Here is an 18,476-nt window from a genome sequence, read left to right on the forward strand (position 1 = left end):
CTAAGACTCAGAGAATCTCGAGCAGCTCTACATCGAAGACCAGTACGCTATGGGGCGGGATACTGCCAACACCTTGAGCGCCATAAGCCAGCTCACTCGGCACGGTTAGGCGCCATTTGCTGCCTACACTCATCAGCTGCAACGCTTCGGTCCAGCCTGCAATGACGCCACCGACGGGAAATTCGGCAGGCTGGCCACGTTCATAAGAGCTGTCAAAGACGCTGCCGTCGATCAGGGTGCCATGATAATGGGTACGCACATGACTCTGGCGGCTAGGCTTGTCGCCCTGCCCTTCAACCAGCACTTCGTACTGAAGGCCAGAAGGCAACAGCACAACGCCGTCGCGCTTGGCGTTTTCCAGCAGGTAGGCGGCACCGGTTTCTGCGGCTGCAGCAGCCTTGGCCTGCGCTTCAGCCTGCATACGCTCGCGAATGTGTTTGAAGCTGTCATTCAGATCATCAACCGACACACGACTGTCTTGCTCGGTGTAGGCATCCGACAAACCCGCTAGCACAGCCTCAAGAGACATGCCAGGTACCGGATTCTGACGAAGCTGATCGCCCAGTTGACGGCCAATGCCGTAGCTCACACGACTTTCATGCGTGTCCAGATTGAGTTCGCTCATTAGTTACCTCGGCTACAAAACGCCCAGCCTAACACAGACGACTGCAAGGCTCGGCGTGCATGCGGCAGGTAAATGACGGGTGATACTGTCTCTCTTTGAGCTACCGCTCAGGCTCAAACGCTTGCTTCACCGTTACGGTTGAAACCAAGGCGCGTCTTTAAAGGCGCCTCGCTACGCGGCGCAGCGCCCACCATTTCGTCATAGGGAGAATACTGCACAAGGTAGAAGGGAAGCTCCGGTATCTCCCTGAGCACATGCTGGGCATGGCCGGGCGAGCGCAGGTGCATGGTCTTGCCATCGTTTTCCTGAAGGCAGCTGCGAGTCTCTACGCCGAGTATGTCAAGGATATAGAACCCTCCTTCCAGCGATAGAAGGTTGAGTTCCTGAATGCGACCTGCCTGGGCTAATGCCTTTAACTCTTCGAGTCTCATAGCGCCTCCGGGAAAGTAGCTGCCAGCACGGCTAACAACTGTCTTGACCTCTTATGACCCGTTAATGGTCATGCTTGGTGAGCTTGTCTAGATAACCCATGGCAAATGCCGAGAGCACGAAGGTCAGATGAATGATCACGTACCATTTCAGATAGGTGGTATCGACATTTTTTGCGTCCATGAAGATTCGCAGCAAGTGAATCGATGAAATCGCAACAATGGAAGCGGCGACCTTGTTCTTCAATGAACTGGAATCCATTTTGCCGAGCCAACTGAGTTTTTCCTTGTCATCTCCCAATTCAAGTTGAGACACAAAGTTCTCGTAGCCTGACAGCATGACCATGACTAGCAAACCGCCCACCAGAGCCATATCGATCAGCGACAGGACCAACAGGATCAGATCTGCTTCAGTTTGTTCGAATATATGCGGAAGTAAATGAAAGATTTCCTGGAAAAACTTGATGGCCAGCATGACCAGGGCTAGCGAAAGGCCAAAATAGATAGGTGCCAGCAGCCAGCGGGCAGCATACATAGCATTTTCGAAAAAGCGTTCCATGTAACTCGCTCATGACAAGTGATCCGGCGAGTATACCGGCGCATACCGCCCCGACAAACGCCTGGAACGGTACAAATCATGGCAAATCATGAGAGGCCCAACCCTTTTGGGCCAATTTGCTCACAGCTCGGGTCGAGCTTGGTACTTCATGACAGGTTGTGCACGTTCTCCGTTCATTCGACGGAGTTCACCTTGAATGTGCAAGCGCCAGATCTGTGGATCAGACGCAGGAACATAGCCTTGTTCCTGCAGATTCTCGGCAATCGCTGCCATGACTGCCTCAGCGACAACCGGTCCGTGAAAAGGCCCTTGCGCCTTGATCGCCGTTGGATGCTGACCCGTCAGACCAGCAGCACACAGTAGAGTCCACATTCCTGGCTGATGAGCCAATGGTTTGACTTCACATTCGATACGGGTAACAAGACCCAGGCAAGGACGAATTAGAGTGATGCTGCGCGGCATGGCATCTTCCTCGATCTGTTTTTTTCTAATAAGCCTGTCGTGCCCGAGGAGTTATCGAGGAGCGATAACGAACTTCAGCAGCGCAAGCCAGCTGCGGTGTGCCATGACCCGCAGGCCATGGCACATCTCTCATTCTTCCGACCTGACCGCTATGTACTCAGTTCTCGTCGTGCGTGTCCTTTTTGCTCTTATCTTTCAATTTGTCGGCCAGTTCATCTTCTATCTCGAGTTCAGCGATGTCTTTAAGCCGCTCGACAACCCGAGCATTCACGCTGCCCTCAGGAAAACGTCCTTGTGCGTCTGGTGCACCTGCCGGCTCACCGACCAGAAGGCTTAGCGCTTCGTCTGCCTGACGAACGGCATAGATGTGGAAGCGCCCCTCTCTAACTGCCTCTACCACGCGCTCATCAAGCATGAGGTTGATTACATTGGCCCTAGGAATGATCACGCCCTGCTCGCCGGTAAGGCCGCGAGCAGCACATAGGCGGAAGAAGCCTTCGATTTTTTCGTTGACGCCGCCAACAGGCTGCACCTCACCAAACTGGTTGATGGAGCCGGTTATGGCAAAACACTGCTTCAACGGCGTACGTGAAAGCGCGGAAATCAAGGTGCAGGCTTCTCCCAGAGAGGCGCTGTCACCATCCACATAGCCATAGGACTGCTCAAGGGCAATGCTGGCAGAAATGGCCAAAGGGAATTCCTGGGCATAGCGACTCCCCAGATAGCCTGTCAGGATCATCACACCCTTGGAGTGGATCGGCTGCCCAAGACTGACCTCTCGCTCGATATCGAGAATGCCACTGGCGCCGGGATAGACTGTAGCGGAGATACGCGCTGGCATACCAAAGGCCGAGTCTGCTACCTCAAGGACGGTTAGGCCGTTGCATTTGCCAACCGCAGCGCCTTCTGTATCAATCAGTATTTGACCCGCCATGATGTCGTCCAGCACACGGGCCGAGACACGACCTGTACGGGTTTCCTTGGCTTTCAAGGCACGCTCTACGTGGCCTCGATCGGTCACTTCGTCGCCTGCCAGCTGACGAATGAAATCCGCCTCGCTGACCAGTTGGAACAGATCGCCGATTCGAGCCGACAATCGCCCCTGATGTTCTGCCAGACGAGCACTGTAAGTGGCAAGACGCGCAACTGCCGTTGCGGTCAGGGGCGCCATGCCCTCTTCGGAGGTCCGTGTTTTGAGGAGCTGTGCAAATTGTTCGAGACTGTCGTCACGCAGCGGAATCTCTTCATCAAAGTCCACCAGCACACGAAACATCTCCTGGAACTCCGAGTCGAGCTCCTGAAGGGTGTAATAGAGCTGCCGCGAGCCAATAATGATGACCTTGATGTTTAGCGGAATAACCTGGGGCGTCAGACTGACAGTCGCAAAGCGACCAAGATCGGCCAGCGGCGACTCCATCTTGAGCTGACGTGAATGCAGGGCGCGCTTCAAGGCGTCCCAGACAAAGGGTTCGGTAAGCAGTTTTTCCGCCTCGACGATCAGAAAGCCGCCGTTGGCCCGATGCAGTGCTCCTGGACGCAACTGTCGGTAGCTGGTGTAGAGCGCGCCTTGATCAGAGCTGTACTCGATACGACCGAACAGATTGTCATAGGTGGGATGAGGCTCGAAAATGACCGGTGCACCACTGGTCGCATGGTGCCCAATAACCAGATTGGGCAGGTATTGCTCTTTCAGATCCTTACGGCGCTGTGTGTCCGTTTTGGCATCGTCGATCAGCAGATCGACCACCGTTTTGAGCAGGTCGACCTGCATGGCCTGCAAGTAGGCACACACACCCGGGTTGTCATTGTATTTCTCAACCAGCGGAGCCAGCAGCGGTTGGAGAGCCAACGTGATGGTTTCTTCATTCAGGCGGCGCAGCTCATTACTGGATTCGCGACGCCATTGCGGCAGACTGGCCAGCTCCTCATTGAGCCGCTCCTCTAATGAGGATATATCGGCATGGAACTGTTCGCGCTCCGCTTCAGGCAACTGGGCGAATTCAGCCTCATCCAGAGCCTTGCCCTCTTTCATGGGCGTAAAGGCAATATTGGTACTGTCGCGGTAGAGCGCTACGCTTTTTTCCAACGCTGCACGTTCTACCGCATCCAGTGCCTGGTCGTAGCGCTGGTTGAAGGCTCGATCGATGGCGCTCTTTTTCTGCTGATAGGCAGGATGCTCGAACACGGCTGGAAATGTGGAGAGCAGGTTATCGATCAGCTGCTCGATATCAGCGATGAAGTCATCGCCATTGCCTGGCGTCAGCTCGACAGCACGGGGCTCGCGTAGCTCTTCGAAATTGTTCAGGTAGGCCCAGTCCGAGGGCGTAGGCAATCGCTTGCCTTCCGCTTTCAGGAACCGTTGCACGAAGGAAAACCGTCCCGTTCCCGGCTCTCCCATGACATATACGTTATAGCCTGGACGTGGCATCGCCACACCAAACTGCAGGGCCTCTACAGCGCGCTCCTGCCCGAGAATACCCCGGAATGGGTCTAGCTCATCGGTAGTACTAAAGGACAGCTGAGCGGGATCAAAGGGACTGGTCAATTCGTCAGGTGCCAGGCGCAGGCCGGCAGCTACAGGATCATGCATCGGAAATCCTTGTGTCGTTCGGACATATCTGTCCGCATTCTGGCGTTGCGAGCCGGATAAGAGCAAGGCATGGCACTGCCTACCCGGTCATCATGGCACACGAAGCGGTCACACCGTTTTGACGAATTTGTGACATGGAAGTGCCTAACTTCAGAAATAACACCGACTCGCCAGTCCGGGGCTACGCTTAAGGGAAGGGAGCAGGAAAAGAAACAGGTTATGCGCAGTCAATCCAAGGGGCTTCGTACTGCGCCAGCGACGAAGTTTGCGCAGGAGTAAGACCATGTGGATGAGAATGTTATTAGCTGTAACGCTACTTACCGGGCTGAGCGGCTGTGAGAGCTACCATGACCAGTTGGTTGCAAAGGGTTATCCGCCTCCTTATGCCGATGGCTATCACGACGGGTGCCTGACAGGCAAACAGGCAGTGGATGGCATTGGAGCCCTCTACAAGAACGTCCCGCGCTATGACCAGGAGCGTTATTACGCGCAGGGGTGGGAAGACGGTTATCGCCAGTGTGCCAGCACGGCTCAGAACGAACAGACCCGTCGCTATTATGAAGAACATTGGAGTGAGCACGAGGAGGACTGGGAACGCAGCAAACGCCGTGGAATGGCCCGGGCCCTGCGCGGCGACAGCAAGGAACAGAAAGACAGCAATTGAACGCACACCAGAAACATCCGACGCTCTGGCGTGACGCGACTAAGTAGTGCTCGCTTTGGCTTTCCCATTCTGCTATTGCTCAATCAAAACGGATAAGCACTAGCAGAATGTCTCAACTAAACGCCCGACCCCTGGCTACTCTCATACCGGTCTGCCTGTTACTGGTGGCAATGATCTCTCTTCAAAGCAGCGCCAGCTTGGCCAAAAGTCTTTTCCCTGTCCTGGGTCCGATTGGCGTAACCGCGCTGCGCCTTCTCTTTTCCGCCCTACTGCTTGTAGCTGTTCTTCGACCGTGGAAAGTCCTTGGCAAAGGGAAGCCATGGAAATCTCTGGTCGTATATGGCATTGCCCTAGGCATCATGAATGTTTCGATTTATCTGGCCATGCAGCGGATTCCCATTGGAATCGCAGTCGCCCTTGAGTTCACAGGCCCCCTGGCTGTCGCCATTATTGCCTCTCGCCGGCTGATCGATTTTGTCTGGATCATCCTAGCCATTTTAGGGCTGGTATTGCTTTTGCCGGTCGGGCATGCTGCCAGCGGTGTAGATCTACTGGGCGCGTTTTTCGCCTTGCTGGCAGGTGCCTGCTGGGCCCTCTACATTGTGTTCGGCAAGAAATCCGGGGCCGTCTATGGTGCGAGCACCGTTGCGCTGGGCTCGTGCATCGCAGCACTGGGAGTTCTGCCACTTGGACTTTATGAGGCAGGTCCCGGTCTGTTTGCGGTGGAAACATTGCCAGTCATTCTGGCAATTGCCGTCATGTCCTCCGCGCTCCCCTACGTTCTGGAAATGATGGCGCTGACAAAGTTGCCTACCCAGACCTTTGGCACCTTGATGAGCCTGTCACCGGCCTTGGGTGCCCTGTCAGGCTTTATCTTTCTCGGCGAAACATTGACCCTCGGCCAATGGACGGCGCTGGCCTGTATTGTAGCTGCCTCTATCGGGACGACACTTACCATCGGGAAATCTTCTGATGCACCTCCCCCTGAATCCGGGGAGGCGCTTGCGGGTGAAGGGACTACCCTTAAAGGATCGAAACCCAATCGTGGAGGATGAATGATTTATCTGATCATGGGTGTATCTGGCAGTGGAAAAACCACTATAGGGGAACGCCTGGCCCAGCGTCTGGGCTGCCAGTTTTCCGATGCCGACGAGTTCCACAGCGACGCCAACCGGCAAAAAATGGCCAAGGGCATTCCTCTTGATGATGAGGACCGCTGGCCGTGGCTGGATGCCATTCGCACTGCGATGCAGGATGCCCATCGCCATCAGCGAACCCAGGTATTTGCCTGCTCAGCCCTGAAGAAGCAGTACCGGGAACGGCTGCAAACCGCCACCGACGGGATCGTTCTGGTCTTTTTGAATGGACCGGCCGAGATACTCAGCGAGCGCATCCTCAATCGACGCGGGCACTTTTTCGATCCACGGCTACTACAAAGTCAGATCGACACACTTGAGCCGCCCGGTGAGCAGGAGGCGCTACTGGTTGATATTCGCCAGTCTCCGGATGAAATCATAGACAGCATTCTCCGGGCCACTCAGCACAAGAAATAAAAAAGGCCGCAGCATTAAGCGGCGGCCTTTGGGTACAAAAGGGCTGATCAGCTCAGCTTTTTGTACTTCACCCGCTTGGGCTGCGTGGCAGCATCGCCAAGACGCTTCTTGCGATCCGCTTCGTACTCAGTGTAGTTCCCTTCGAAGAACACCACCTGAGAGTTATCTTCGTAGGAAAGGATATGAGTGGCGATACGGTCGAGGAACCAGCGATCGTGCGAGATCACGATGGCGGTGCCTGGGAAGTCCAGCAATGCTTCTTCCAGTGCGCGCAGGGTTTCGATGTCGAGGTCGTTGGACGGTTCGTCCAACAGCAGTACGTTACCGCCCTGCTTCAGCGTCAGCGCCATATGCAAGCGGCCACGCTCACCACCGGACAGGTCCTTGACGAACTTCTGCTGATCGGCACCCTTGAAGTTGAAGCGACCGACATAGCCGCGGGAAGGCACTTCATAGTTACCCACGCGAATCATATCCAGACCATCGGAGACCTGCTCCCATACAGTCTTGTTGCCTTCCAGGCTATCGCGACTCTGATCGACACTGGCGATCTGTACGGTTTCACCGATCTCGATGGTGCCCGAATCTGGCTGCTCTTTGCCGGTGATCATGCGGAACAGTGTGGATTTACCGGCACCGTTACCCCCGATCACACCAACAATCGCGCCCTTGGGCACACTGAAGCTCAGATTATCGATCAGAACGCGATCACCGTAGCCCTTGGTGACGTTATGGAACTCGATAACCTTGTCACCCAGGCGCGGACCAGCCGGGATGTAGATTTCATTGGTCTCGCTGCGCTTCTGGAATTCCTGAGATTGCAATTCCTCGAAACGCTGCAGACGAGCCTTGGACTTGGACTGACGGGCCTTGGCACCGGAGCGCACCCACTCCAGTTCCGCTTTCATGGCCTTCTGGTGAGCCGCTTCCTGCTTGGCTTCCTGCGCCAGACGGTTGGCTTTGGATTCCAGCCAGCCGGAATAGTTACCTTCAAACGGGATACCGTGGCCACGGTCCAGTTCGAGAATCCAGCCAGCCACGTTGTCCAGGAAGTAGCGGTCATGCGTGATGGCTACGACAGTACCAGCGAAGTCGTGCAGGAAGTGCTCGAGCCAGGCAACGGAATCGGCGTCCAGGTGGTTGGTAGGCTCGTCGAGCAGCAGCATATCAGGTGCAGACAGCAGCAGACGGCACAGCGCCACGCGACGCTTTTCACCACCGGACAGGTGCTCGATCTTCGCATCCCATGGCGGCAGGCGCAGGGCATCGGCGGCCACTTCCAGCTGCCGCTCGAGATTGTGGCCGTCAGAGGCCTGAATGATGGCTTCCAGACGCGCCTGCTCAGCAGCCAGCGCATCAAAGTCGGCATCCGGCTCGGCATAAGCGGCGTATACTTCGTTCAGGCGATCCTGAGCGTCCTTGATCGCACCAACGGCCTCTTCGACAATGTCCCGAACCGTCTTGCTCGGATCGAGCTGCGGCTCCTGCGGAAGATAACCTACGTTGATACCGGGCATCGGGCGAGCTTCGCCGTCGATCTCCGTATCGACCCCGGCCATGATGCGCAACAGGGTAGACTTACCCGCACCATTCAAGCCCAGCACGCCGATCTTGGCGCCAGGAAAGAAGGACAGGGAGATGTCTTTCAAAATCTCTCGCTTCGGGGGCACGATCTTGCTGACCCGATGCATGGAATAAACGTATTGAGCCATGGATGAACCTTGGTACTGATGCAAAAGTAGGCGAATAGTATGGCGGGACTGAGCCAAGCTGTCGAAGTCCCTCACACACTATTTGATGGATTGCAGGTTATCGCTTCAGACGACAGCCAAACAATCATTCAAGAATCTGCACCCCGCGGGCGATAACGCAAAGGATATCCCAAATTCTCTTTTGTAATGGTGGACAGGATGATGACGATACCTTCCATGAGCGCCTCACCCAGTGACAGGACTGTCTATAGCGTGTGCGGTTGCCGCTTGTAACTGCACTCTTTTGGAAAACCGATGTGAAAGCTTCTGCCGGCCTACCCTTACGAAACCTGCTGACGCGCTCTCCTGCACTCCGTATGTTGAAGTGGGTGCTGGCTGGGCTGATTCTGTTATTGCTGGGTGTATTGTCCTGGCAACTCCATAAGGAGCTGAATCAGCGAAGTGCCATGCTGGGCAGCTTCGCTCGGGAGCAGAGCCTGCAAAAGGCCGAATATATCGAGCAATCCCTTGCGTTTCTTGCTCACCAAGCGGCGGCAGAGCTTGATGACGTAACGCCGGAGACAGGCATCGAGGCGCTACCGGCACAGTTGCAGGCTATCTATCCCAAGGCCAACCACCTCTATTGGGTTCCAGCCGGCGCGCTTGAAGACCCGTCCTTATTTCCGTCAGCAGTCGACCCAAACTACCTGAGCCCTGCCCTACGACGTTTGGAGGCGAGACCGTTTTATTACGGCTATACGCCTCGCGACGGTAGCTATGTGCTCCTCAAGCAGAAAAGCCAGAGCGATCAGGGCTGGTGGCTGATCACGGGCGAAGCCGGGTTGGGGCTGGAAAGGCTGAAAAACCACACCCATGAACTGATCTGGACTATTACAGACAAGGCAAGCGGCGCCACGTTGGCCAGGGATATGCCTGAGGAGCCTGCCGTTTCGGACAGCCAGACCTTTGCCCTCACATTAGATGGCACCAACTGGCAGCTCCGTAGCCATTTGAGCCCTTCGGTCCTGTCTTGGAAAACGCTGTTTTTGTGGCGGGTTGCCACGTTTGTGCTGCTGACCCTATGCGCGTCCCTTCTGGTGTACTGCCTGCAGCGGGAGCAATCCGGCTTTCATCTTTCCTCACGCTCGTCACGGCAGAGCCTGCGTCTGATGATGCAAGCCCTGAATGCGGTAGATGAGTGCGTACTGGTCACCTATGAAGAGGGCCGCCTGCTTTACCTCAACCGGAAAGCCTCCCTTCTTTTGGGCATCGAACAGACAGATGCGGAGCAGCACACCTTGAGGGGTCTGCTCCCTGCACTAGACCTATCGACTCCGCAAGAGGCCGACAAGGATTGGATCGTCGAGCTATCCCAACCTGACGGCCAGCGCAGACTGTTTGCCGTCAGCCGCTACGGCGTAGGCTCGAATCGTTCCCTGGATGAACTGGAAGATCATACGTCAGCCTTTACCGGGTGCGCCTGGATACTGCGGGACGTCACCGAGCAGCAGCAGGCGCTCCGGACGATAGAAAGTACACGCCAGCGCTACCAGAGCATTTTCGAAGGCATCAACACCGGCATTTGTGTATTGGACTTCTCCCGCCTGCAGCAGGTCCTGCTAGCACATCACATCACAAGTGCCCGGACATTCTATCAATGGCTTGAGATCAATCCTTCACGGGGCCACGAGTTGCTCAGCCTGATTCGCATCACTGAAATGAATCAGATGGCGCTGACCCTGCTAGGCATTACGACCATTGATCAGGCACTGGCCAACCTGATCGGCGATAGCAAACCCAACGCCCATGGCAAGCGCATGAAGATGATTGCCGCGCTGGCTGAAGGACAGCAGACCCTGGATGTGGAAGGCCGCCTCATAACACCGCAAGGTGATCGCCATCTCTGGTTCTCTGTCCACCTTCCTCCGGCAGAAATGGGATACGAGGCCGTACCACTGAGCATAACGGATGTATCACGGCGCAAACGCACCGAACTTTCGCTGATCGAGCGGGAGCGCTTCTGGTCCGATTTGGTCAAAGCGGCGCCGGACACGCTTTATACCTATGACCTCAAGACCCAGACCATTGATTATCAAAACCATCCCTTTGGGCTCAAGCTCGGCTACAGCGAGGCCGAACTGGAGACGCTGGGGCCGGACTACCTGACTACACTTCTGCACCCGGATGATCACGAGTTATTCGAGCGCCTGCGCACCATGCGGCAGATCATTCAGGAAGGCCAGGTGAACGATTGCCTGGTTCGCTGGCGTCACAAGAACGGCCACTGGTGCTGGTTCGATCTGCGCGAGCAGGCGTTCCAACGTGACAGCCAGGGTCAGATGCGCCAGATCATCGGCCTTGCACTGGATGTCACCGAGATGGTCAATGCCAATGATCTGCTGCGTGACCAGGAGCGTCGCTATCGCCTGCTGGCGGAAAGTATCAGCGACATCATTTTCAGCACGGACCAACAGTTGGCTATCAACTACATAAGCCCTTCGGCTGAAAACCTTCTGGGCTATAACCTCGAAACGCTTTACCAGCTCAACCCCTATGATCTGGCGACGCACTCCCAGCAACTCAAGAAACTGCGGGACTGGATAAAAAAGCTGCGTCGATCGCTTAGGTCAGCTCAGCTGATGGCGGAGGTAGATCAGGAAGCCAGTCAGGTCATTATCCTGGACTGCCTCCACGCCGACGGGCACAAGTTAAGCCTGGAAATGCGTCTGGAAACGCTATGGGACAAGCATGGTCGTTTCGAAGGACTGCTGGGTATCTGCCGGGACATCACGGCCCAGCGACGCGCGGAAAAAGACATGCGGATGGCCGCTACCGTTTTCGATCACTCGGCAGCCGCCATTCTGGTCACTGATCCGGCTGGTTACATCGTACGCGTCAACCAGATGTTCACCCGTATGACCGGTTACAAGCCAGAGGAAGTCATCGACCAGCAACCGCGCATGCTATGTGCAGACCTTCAAGAAGCCAATCAACTCTCTCATATCATGAACCATATGGCGGTACAGGGCAGCTGGGAAGGTGAACTGTGGCAAAAGCGCAAGGATGGTGAGCCGTACCCGTCCTGGATCGGCATTACCGGCGTACGCGACGATGAAGGTGATCTGGTCAGCTTCGTGTGTTTCTTCGTGGATATCAGTGAGCGCAAGGCCAGTGAGCGACATATTCACCGTCTGGCCTATTACGATGCCCTGACGCTCCTGCCAAACCGCACGCTGTTCCAGGATCGCCTCCACACTGCATTGGAGCAGGCGGTTCACCATGCCAACTGGGTTGTGCTGATGTTCCTAGATTTGGATCGTTTCAAGCCGATCAACGATTCGCTGGGGCATGCTGCTGGCGACCGAATGCTCAAGGAGGTAGCTGTACGCCTAACCGCCTGTGTAGGAACGGAGGATAGCGTGGCTCGCATGGGTGGCGATGAGTTCACCTTGCTGCTGGCCAACCTAGGTAGTCGGGAGGAAGCCATGGCCTGTGCTATCCGCGTGGCCGAAAATATCCTGGAAAGCCTGTCCGAAGCATTTATTCTGGAAAATCGTGAGTTTTTCGTCAGCGCCAGTATCGGGATCGCGCTATCGCCTCAGGATGGCAGTGAACTCAGTCAGCTAATGAAAAACGCGGACACGGCGATGTACCACGCCAAGGAAATGGGCAAGAACAACTTCCAGTTCTACCAGGCGGAAATGAATGCCCGTGCGCTGGAGCGCATCGAGCTTGAAGCCGATCTGCGACACGCCTTGCTGCAAAATGAATTTACCCTGCATTACCAGCCGCAGTACCGGTGCTCCAATGGTCAGCTGACCGGCCTTGAGGCCCTGCTCCGCTGGAGCAACCCGCGCCGCGGCAACGTCTCGCCTGTCGATTTCATTCCAGTGCTCGAAGAAACCGGTTTGATCATTCAGGTTGGGGATTGGGTCATCAAGGAAGCCTGCCGCCAGCTGCGCGTCTGGCATGATGAAAAGGTTCGCATTCCAAAGGTGTCCGTCAATCTCTCGGCCCGACAGTTCGCCGACAATCGCTTGGGCGAACATATTGCCCAGATCCTGCAGGAAGTGGGCTTATCCCCCGCCTGTCTTGAGCTTGAACTCACGGAAAGCATCCTCATGCAGAACGTGGATGATGCGCTGATGACACTCAAAAGCCTGAAAGAGCTGGGGGTATGCATTTCGGTAGATGACTTTGGAACCGGCTACTCCTCGCTCAACTACCTGAAGCAGCTTCCCATCGACATTCTCAAGATCGACCGCAGCTTTGTGGATGGCTTGCCCCATGGAGAGCAGGATGCCCAGATTGCGCGCGCCATCATTGCCATGGCCCACAGCCTCAACCTGTCGGTCATTGCCGAAGGGGTGGAAAATGAAGAGCAGCTCAAATTCCTGCGTGACCATGAATGCGACGAAGTTCAGGGGTATCTGTTCGACAAACCGCTGTCACCCGAGCTGATCGAGGCCCGATTGCGGCTGATGTAGCCGCCATGAATGCTGTTCGACCGCTGCATGACGGGTGCTCATACCCAGTCCACTATGGATTGGGATAGAATGCGCCCTCTTTTAGCCCAGCCGCTTTTCAGGGGAACCCCATGTTCAGCCGTGACTTAACCCTCGCCCGCTTCGACGCCGATCTGTATGCCGCCATGGAGCAGGAAGCCCAGCGTCAGGAAGATCACATCGAACTGATCGCTTCGGAAAACTACACCAGCCCGGCTGTCATGGAAGCCCAGGGCTCTGTCCTGACCAACAAATACGCCGAAGGCTATCCACACAAGCGCTACTACGGTGGTTGCGAATTCGTCGACAAGGTCGAGCAACTGGCAATTGACCGTGCCAAACAGCTGTTTGGTGCCGACTACGCTAACGTTCAGCCCCACGCAGGCTCGCAGGCCAACTCTGCTGTTTACCTGGCGCTGCTGCAGCCTGGTGATACGATCCTCGGCATGAGCCTGGCCCATGGTGGTCACTTGACTCACGGCGCCAGCGTCAGCTCTTCCGGCAAGATTTATAACGCAGTTCAGTACGGTATCAATGAAAACGGCCTGATCGACTATGATGAAGTCGAGCGTCTGGCGGTTGAGCACAAGCCGAAGATGATCGTGGCCGGTTACTCGGCATACTCGCAGGTACTGGATTTCGCCCGTTTCCGTGAAATCGCGGATAAGGTGGGCGCTTACCTGTTCGTCGACATGGCTCACTTTGCCGGTCTGGTTGCCGCAGGTATCTACCCGAATCCGGTTCCGTTCGCCGATGTCGTGACCACGACGACCCACAAGACCCTGCGTGGTCCTCGTGGCGGCCTGATCCTGGCCAAAGCCAATGAAGAAATCGAGAAGAAGCTGAACTCGGCTGTCTTCCCAGGCGCCCAGGGTGGTCCGCTAATGCATGTGATCGCCGCCAAGGCCGTATGCTTTAAGGAAGCGCTGGCGCCTGAGTTCAAGCAGTACCAGCAGCAAGTCATCCAGAATGCCCAGGCCATGGCCGAGGTGTTTATCCAGCGTGGCTTCGATGTGGTTTCCGGCGGTACTCAGAACCACTTGTTCCTACTGTCCCTGATCAAGCAGGACATCACCGGTAAGGATGCCGATGCGGCTCTAGGCCGTGCATTCATCACAGTAAACAAGAACTCCGTTCCGAACGATCCCCGCTCCCCCTTCGTGACCTCGGGCCTGCGTATCGGTACTCCGGCCGTTACCACCCGCGGCTTCAAGGAAGCTGAATGCCGTGAGCTGGCCGGCTGGATCTGCGACATCCTCGATAACATGGGCGATGAGTCCGTGATCGATGGCGTACGCGAAAAAGTCCAGGCTATCTGCGCCAAGCTGCCGGTTTACGGTCAGTAAGCTTAAGCCTTACGAAAAGCCCGGCTTATGCCGGGCTTTTTCATATGCCTCAGACTTGTGCCGCCTCGAGACCTTCGCGCAGCTCGGCCTCCGGCAATTCCATGCCAATAAAGACGATTACGCTTTCCCGTACTTCGCCCTCCTCCCACTCCCGGTCCCAGTCAGCGCCGTACAGCCGCTGAACACCCTGAAACAAGAGCTTTCGAGGTTCTCCGGCAATGTCCAGAATACCCTTGTAACGCAGCAGATTACTGCCGTGCCGCTCAAGCACCCCTTCCATGAAGCGACTGACGCGGTCGATATCGAGCGGACGTTCGGCCTTGAGCGCCAGCGAAGTGATGTTGTCCGGCGTCTGGGTACGCACCGGCGTTAGCGGGCGGAAAAGCATCTGACGATCCAACTGATCGTTCAAATTGAACCCTCTGATATCCAACAGGACGCTCAGGTCAACCTGACCATGATCCACCACATGAACCGGCGCCCTTCGGTTGATGCGCTGCAAACGCTCGCTCAAAGCCGTGAAGGCAGCCTCATCCACCAGATCGCGCTTGCTAACCAACAGGCGATCCGCAAAGCCCACCTGGGCCTGGGCAATGGATCTGGATAGCTGCTCCTGGGCATGAACAGCATCCACCAGCGTAATGATGCCATCCAGCAGATAGCGTTCGCGCAGATCCTCATCCATGAAGAAGGTCTGAGCAACCGGGCCTGGATCGGCCAGGCCGGTACACTCGATCACCAGTCGGTCGAATTCGATCTCGCCCTGGTCGAGCTGCTCCAGCAATACCGTCAGCGCGTAGGACAGGTCTTTACTGCCGGTACAGCAGACGCAACCATTGGCTACCTTTACGATGCGTACAGCCTTATCGCCCAGCAAGGCGCCGTCAATGTCGGCCTCACTGAACTCATTTTCGATGACAGCGATCTTGAGGCCATGATCACCTTCAAGCAGGTAACGCAGCAGGGTTGTCTTGCCAGCACCGAGAAAGCCGGTCAAAACCGTTACAGGGATGGGAGTTGTAGACATATAAGCGGCCTTAAATGAAACGGGCCAGGCTAAAAGGCCTGGCCCGGTTGAATCACACCTTGACGTGCTTAGCAGCAGCGGAAGGTCTTGCCTTTGCCGCCACCATAACGCGCTTCCTGCCGCTCACGAAAGAACTCTTCGTAGGTCATGACAGGCAGGTCCGGATGTTTGCCGCGCATGTGCTCGACATAGGTGTCGTAATCCGGCATTCCGACCATGAGGCGAGCCGCCTGCCCCAGGTACTTTCCAAGATTGGCGAGGTCATTGAACATGCGCAGCTCCCATCAGACATTTGTCAGCGGTTGGAAAGGCGTTTCCTTGTCCGTACGCTGAGGCTTGGACAAGGCGGCATAACCCACCTTCACGGTATAGAACAGTACGCTGGCGACTACGATCAGGAACAGTACGGTCAGAGTCGCATTGGTATAACTGTTGATCATGATCTGCTGCATCTGCTCAACCGACTTGGCCGGTGCCAGGATCTGGTCAGCCGCCAGCGCATCACGGTATTTGTGCGCCTGAGCCAGGAAGCCAACCGCCGGATTGCTGTCAAATAGCTTGATCAGACTGGCCGTGGTTGTACAGATCAGCAGCCACACGGCCGGTAGTGCAGTTACCCAGGCGTAACGCTGGCGCTTCATCTTGATCAGCACGACCGTACCCAACATCAAGGCAACACCGGCCAGCATCTGGTTGGAGATACCGAACAGCGGCCAGAGCGTATTGATGCCGCCCAGCGGATCGACAACGCCCTGGTACAACAGATACCCCCAGAGCGCAACGCAGCCACCTGTGCCAATCATATTGGCGATCCAGGAGTCGGTACGCTTGAGTGCCGGTACGAAATTGCCCAACAAATCCTGCAGCATGAAGCGACCCGCACGGGTTCCGGCATCAACAGCCGTCAGGATAAAGAGCGCCTCGAACAGGATCGCGAAGTGGTACCAGAAGGCCATGGTGTTTTCACCCGGCAGCACCTGATGCAGGATCTGCGCGATACCGACCGCCAGCGTTGGAGCACCGCCGGCCCGCGCCAGGATGGTGGTTTCGCCAATATCCTGTGCGGTCTGGGTCAGGATCTCGGGTGTTACCGCAAAGCCCCAGGAGCTGATCGTGGCAGCAACGCTTGCGGCATCAGCGCCCACAATGGCCGCCGGACTGTTCATGGCAAAGTAAACGCCCGGCTCGATCACCGATGCTGCCACCATGGCCATGATCGCCACAAAGGATTCCATCAGCATGGCGCCATATCCAATGTAACGGGCATCCGTCTCACGGCTGAGCAGTTTGGGCGTGGTGCCTGACGAGATCAACGCGTGGAAACCGGAAACAGCGCCACAGGCGATGGTGATAAAGAGGAACGGGAACAGGCTACCCTTCCAGACCGGGCCGGTACCATCCACAAACTGGGTAACAGCCGGCATCTTCAGCTCAGGTGCAATGAAGAGAATACCGATAGCCAGCGCGATGATGGTGCCGATCTTGAGGAAGGTCGACAGGTAGTCACGGGGCGCCAACAGCAGCCAGACGGGCAGCACGGAAGCCACGAAGCCATAGCCGATCAGCATCCAGGTAATCTGCTCGCCAGTAAAGGTGAGCCGCGGTCCCCATACTGGATCAGCAGCAATCACGCCACCAAACCAGATCGCGGCCAGAAGCAATACCAGGCCGACTACAGAAATCTCACCGATATGGCCCGGGCGGATATAACGCATGTAAACGCCCATGAATACCGCGATGGGCAGCGTTGCCAGAACGGTAAACATCCCCCATGGGCTGTGGGCCAGAGCTTTCACCACAATCAGGGCCAGCACCGCCAGGATAATGATCATGATCAGGAAGCAGCCAAACAAGGCAATGGTTCCCGGTATCTGCCCCATCTCCTCGCGAACCATCTCGCCCAGTGAGCGGCCGTTACGACGGGTCGAGATGAACAACACCATGAAGTCTTGGACCGCACCGGCAAAGACTACGCCGGCAATCAGCCAGAGTGTGCCGGGTAGGTAGCCCATTTGCGCGGCAAGTACCGGGCCGACCAGCGGGCCTGCGCCTGCAATGGCAGCGAAATGGTGACCGAACAGGATGTGCTTGTTGGTCGGTACGTAGTCCAGACCATCGTTATTGAGAACAGCCGGTGTTGCCCGGTTCGGGTCCAGCTGCATGACTTTGGTAGCGATGAACAGGCTGTAATAGCGATAGGCAACGAGATAGAGCGCGACGGCTGCAACGACGATCCATAATGCATTGATCGTCTCTCCACGGCGCAAGGCCACCACTCCCAAGGCGCAAGCCCCTACAGCCGCGACCACGGCCCAGGGCACGTGGCGGAATACACTCTTGTTATTATTCATAAAGGCTCCATGACAAACGGACAAAGAAGCTGCCGCTCAAGCTTAGTTCAAGCTGGCAATTCCGCCATCAGACCTTGGTCTAGAGCGTTTGGTTTGTAGTGGCCATTTGAATATTCATACCGCAGAAGGCAGATGCCGGATAGTCATGCCGACACCCGGTTGCATCAGCAGACCAAGCCCGGACCTTTTGTCGAACAACCTGCCGTTCGTTGACTAAGCTGTAACGCTAAGCGGCAATACTTTAGACGCCGCGCCTTGGGCCGATAGAATGAGGTGAAGTCACCTCTATCGCATTCAGGAGTAGCGACATGACTGATTCAACCGAACGTCGGCGTTTCAAGCGCTTCGCGTTTGACGCCACGGCGCGGATTCAACAGGGCGAACAGCACTGGACAGCGCTGGTCAATGACATTTCCCTGAAGGGATTACTGACACAAAAGCCTGACGACTGGAGCGGCCGTCAGGAGGAGCCTTTCCAGATCGTCATTAGACTGGACGCGGAAACACTGGTCGAGATGAGCGCCGAACTGGTACGGCTAGAAGCCGAACAGCTGGGCTTTGCCTGCCAGCGGATCGATCTCGACTCCATCAGCCACCTGCGCCGTCTGGTCGAACTCAACCTGGGCGACCAGTCCCTGCTTGAGCGCGAACTGGCGGCCCTTGGCAAGGACTGAC

The 18,476-nt window shown here is 56.2% G+C and carries 15 protein-coding genes; 6 read left to right on the plus strand and 9 right to left on the minus strand.

The features are described from left to right. Nucleotides 1-7: 7 nt before the first annotated feature. From QWJ10_RS02335 to QWJ10_RS02355, 5 genes are all read right to left on the minus strand, one after another. The gene (locus tag QWJ10_RS02335; protein ID WP_010797172.1) at nucleotides 8-625 is read right to left on the minus strand and encodes an FKBP-type peptidyl-prolyl cis-trans isomerase; all 618 of its coding nucleotides are present in this window, start codon (nucleotides 623-625) and stop codon (nucleotides 8-10) included. 113 nt (nucleotides 626-738) lie between these two features. Beyond that, entirely contained in the window at nucleotides 739-1,056 is a 318-nt protein-coding gene (locus tag QWJ10_RS02340) for a DUF6482 family protein (RefSeq protein ID WP_010797171.1), read from the minus strand. 61 nt (nucleotides 1,057-1,117) lie between these two features. Beyond that, nucleotides 1,118-1,612 carry a TIGR00645 family protein gene (locus QWJ10_RS02345; RefSeq protein ID WP_010797170.1) on the minus strand — a complete coding sequence of 165 codons (495 nt, stop codon included), beginning with the start codon at nucleotides 1,610-1,612 and terminating at the stop codon, nucleotides 1,118-1,120. A 120-nt stretch (nucleotides 1,613-1,732) separates the two neighbouring features. Next, nucleotides 1,733-2,074, minus strand: a complete 342-nt coding sequence (locus QWJ10_RS02350; protein WP_010797169.1) for a hypothetical protein — start codon at nucleotides 2,072-2,074, stop codon at nucleotides 1,733-1,735. Between the two features lie 157 nt (nucleotides 2,075-2,231). Next, nucleotides 2,232-4,664, minus strand: a complete 2,433-nt coding sequence (locus QWJ10_RS02355; RefSeq protein WP_010797168.1) for an ATP-binding protein — start codon at nucleotides 4,662-4,664, stop codon at nucleotides 2,232-2,234. Between the two features lie 283 nt (nucleotides 4,665-4,947). Between QWJ10_RS02355 and QWJ10_RS02360 the strand changes: the two genes are divergently transcribed. The 3 genes from QWJ10_RS02360 to QWJ10_RS02370 all read left to right on the plus strand — a co-directional run bounded on the left by QWJ10_RS02360 (nucleotide 4,948) and on the right by QWJ10_RS02370 (nucleotide 6,881). After that, nucleotides 4,948-5,328, plus strand: coding sequence for a hypothetical protein (locus QWJ10_RS02360; RefSeq protein WP_289924109.1), 381 nt, complete (start codon nucleotides 4,948-4,950; stop codon nucleotides 5,326-5,328). Nucleotides 5,329-5,435: 107 nt separating this feature from the next. Next, nucleotides 5,436-6,383: a threonine/homoserine exporter RhtA gene (gene rhtA, locus QWJ10_RS02365; protein WP_289924111.1), complete on the plus strand. Its 948-nt coding sequence runs from the start codon at nucleotides 5,436-5,438 to the stop codon at nucleotides 6,381-6,383. Then, nucleotides 6,384-6,881, plus strand: a complete 498-nt coding sequence (locus tag QWJ10_RS02370) for a gluconokinase (RefSeq protein WP_125887187.1) — start codon at nucleotides 6,384-6,386, stop codon at nucleotides 6,879-6,881. Nucleotides 6,882-6,928: 47 nt separating this feature from the next. Here the strand turns inward: QWJ10_RS02370 and ettA are convergent, their stop codons facing one another. Further along, nucleotides 6,929-8,593: an energy-dependent translational throttle protein EttA gene (ettA, locus tag QWJ10_RS02375; protein ID WP_010797164.1), complete on the minus strand. Its 1,665-nt coding sequence runs from the start codon at nucleotides 8,591-8,593 to the stop codon at nucleotides 6,929-6,931. Nucleotides 8,594-8,889: 296 nt separating this feature from the next. Here ettA and QWJ10_RS02380 point away from each other — a divergent pair, with 296 nt between their 5' ends. Both QWJ10_RS02380 and glyA read left to right on the plus strand, forming a co-directional pair. Further along, entirely contained in the window at nucleotides 8,890-13,059 is a 4,170-nt protein-coding gene (locus QWJ10_RS02380) for an EAL domain-containing protein (RefSeq protein WP_289924114.1), read from the plus strand. A gap of 110 nt (nucleotides 13,060-13,169) precedes the next feature. Beyond that, complete coding sequence (glyA, locus tag QWJ10_RS02385; protein WP_010797161.1) at nucleotides 13,170-14,423, plus strand: serine hydroxymethyltransferase; 1,254 nt, start codon at nucleotides 13,170-13,172, stop codon at nucleotides 14,421-14,423. A gap of 49 nt (nucleotides 14,424-14,472) precedes the next feature. Here glyA and yjiA read toward each other — a convergent pair whose 3' ends face one another. From yjiA to QWJ10_RS02400, 3 genes are all read right to left on the minus strand, one after another. Then, on the minus strand, nucleotides 14,473-15,450 hold the full coding sequence (yjiA, locus tag QWJ10_RS02390) for a GTPase (protein ID WP_289924118.1): 978 nt from the start codon (nucleotides 15,448-15,450) through the stop codon (nucleotides 14,473-14,475). A gap of 68 nt (nucleotides 15,451-15,518) precedes the next feature. After that, entirely contained in the window at nucleotides 15,519-15,722 is a 204-nt protein-coding gene (locus QWJ10_RS02395) for a YbdD/YjiX family protein (protein ID WP_010797159.1), read from the minus strand. Nucleotides 15,723-15,734: 12 nt separating this feature from the next. Next, nucleotides 15,735-17,801, minus strand: a complete 2,067-nt coding sequence (locus QWJ10_RS02400) for a carbon starvation CstA family protein (protein ID WP_074822916.1) — start codon at nucleotides 17,799-17,801, stop codon at nucleotides 15,735-15,737. Between the two features lie 308 nt (nucleotides 17,802-18,109). On the opposite strand from QWJ10_RS02400, the gene QWJ10_RS02405 reads away from it, so the two are divergent. Next, on the plus strand, nucleotides 18,110-18,475 hold the full coding sequence (locus QWJ10_RS02405) for a PilZ domain-containing protein (protein WP_289924123.1): 366 nt from the start codon (nucleotides 18,110-18,112) through the stop codon (nucleotides 18,473-18,475). The last annotated feature ends 1 nt before the right edge of the window (nucleotide 18,476 follow it).

The organism is Pseudomonas sp. WAC2 (genome assembly GCF_030403525.1).
GTDB classification, from domain to species: domain Bacteria; phylum Pseudomonadota; class Gammaproteobacteria; order Pseudomonadales; family Pseudomonadaceae; genus Chryseomonas; species Chryseomonas luteola.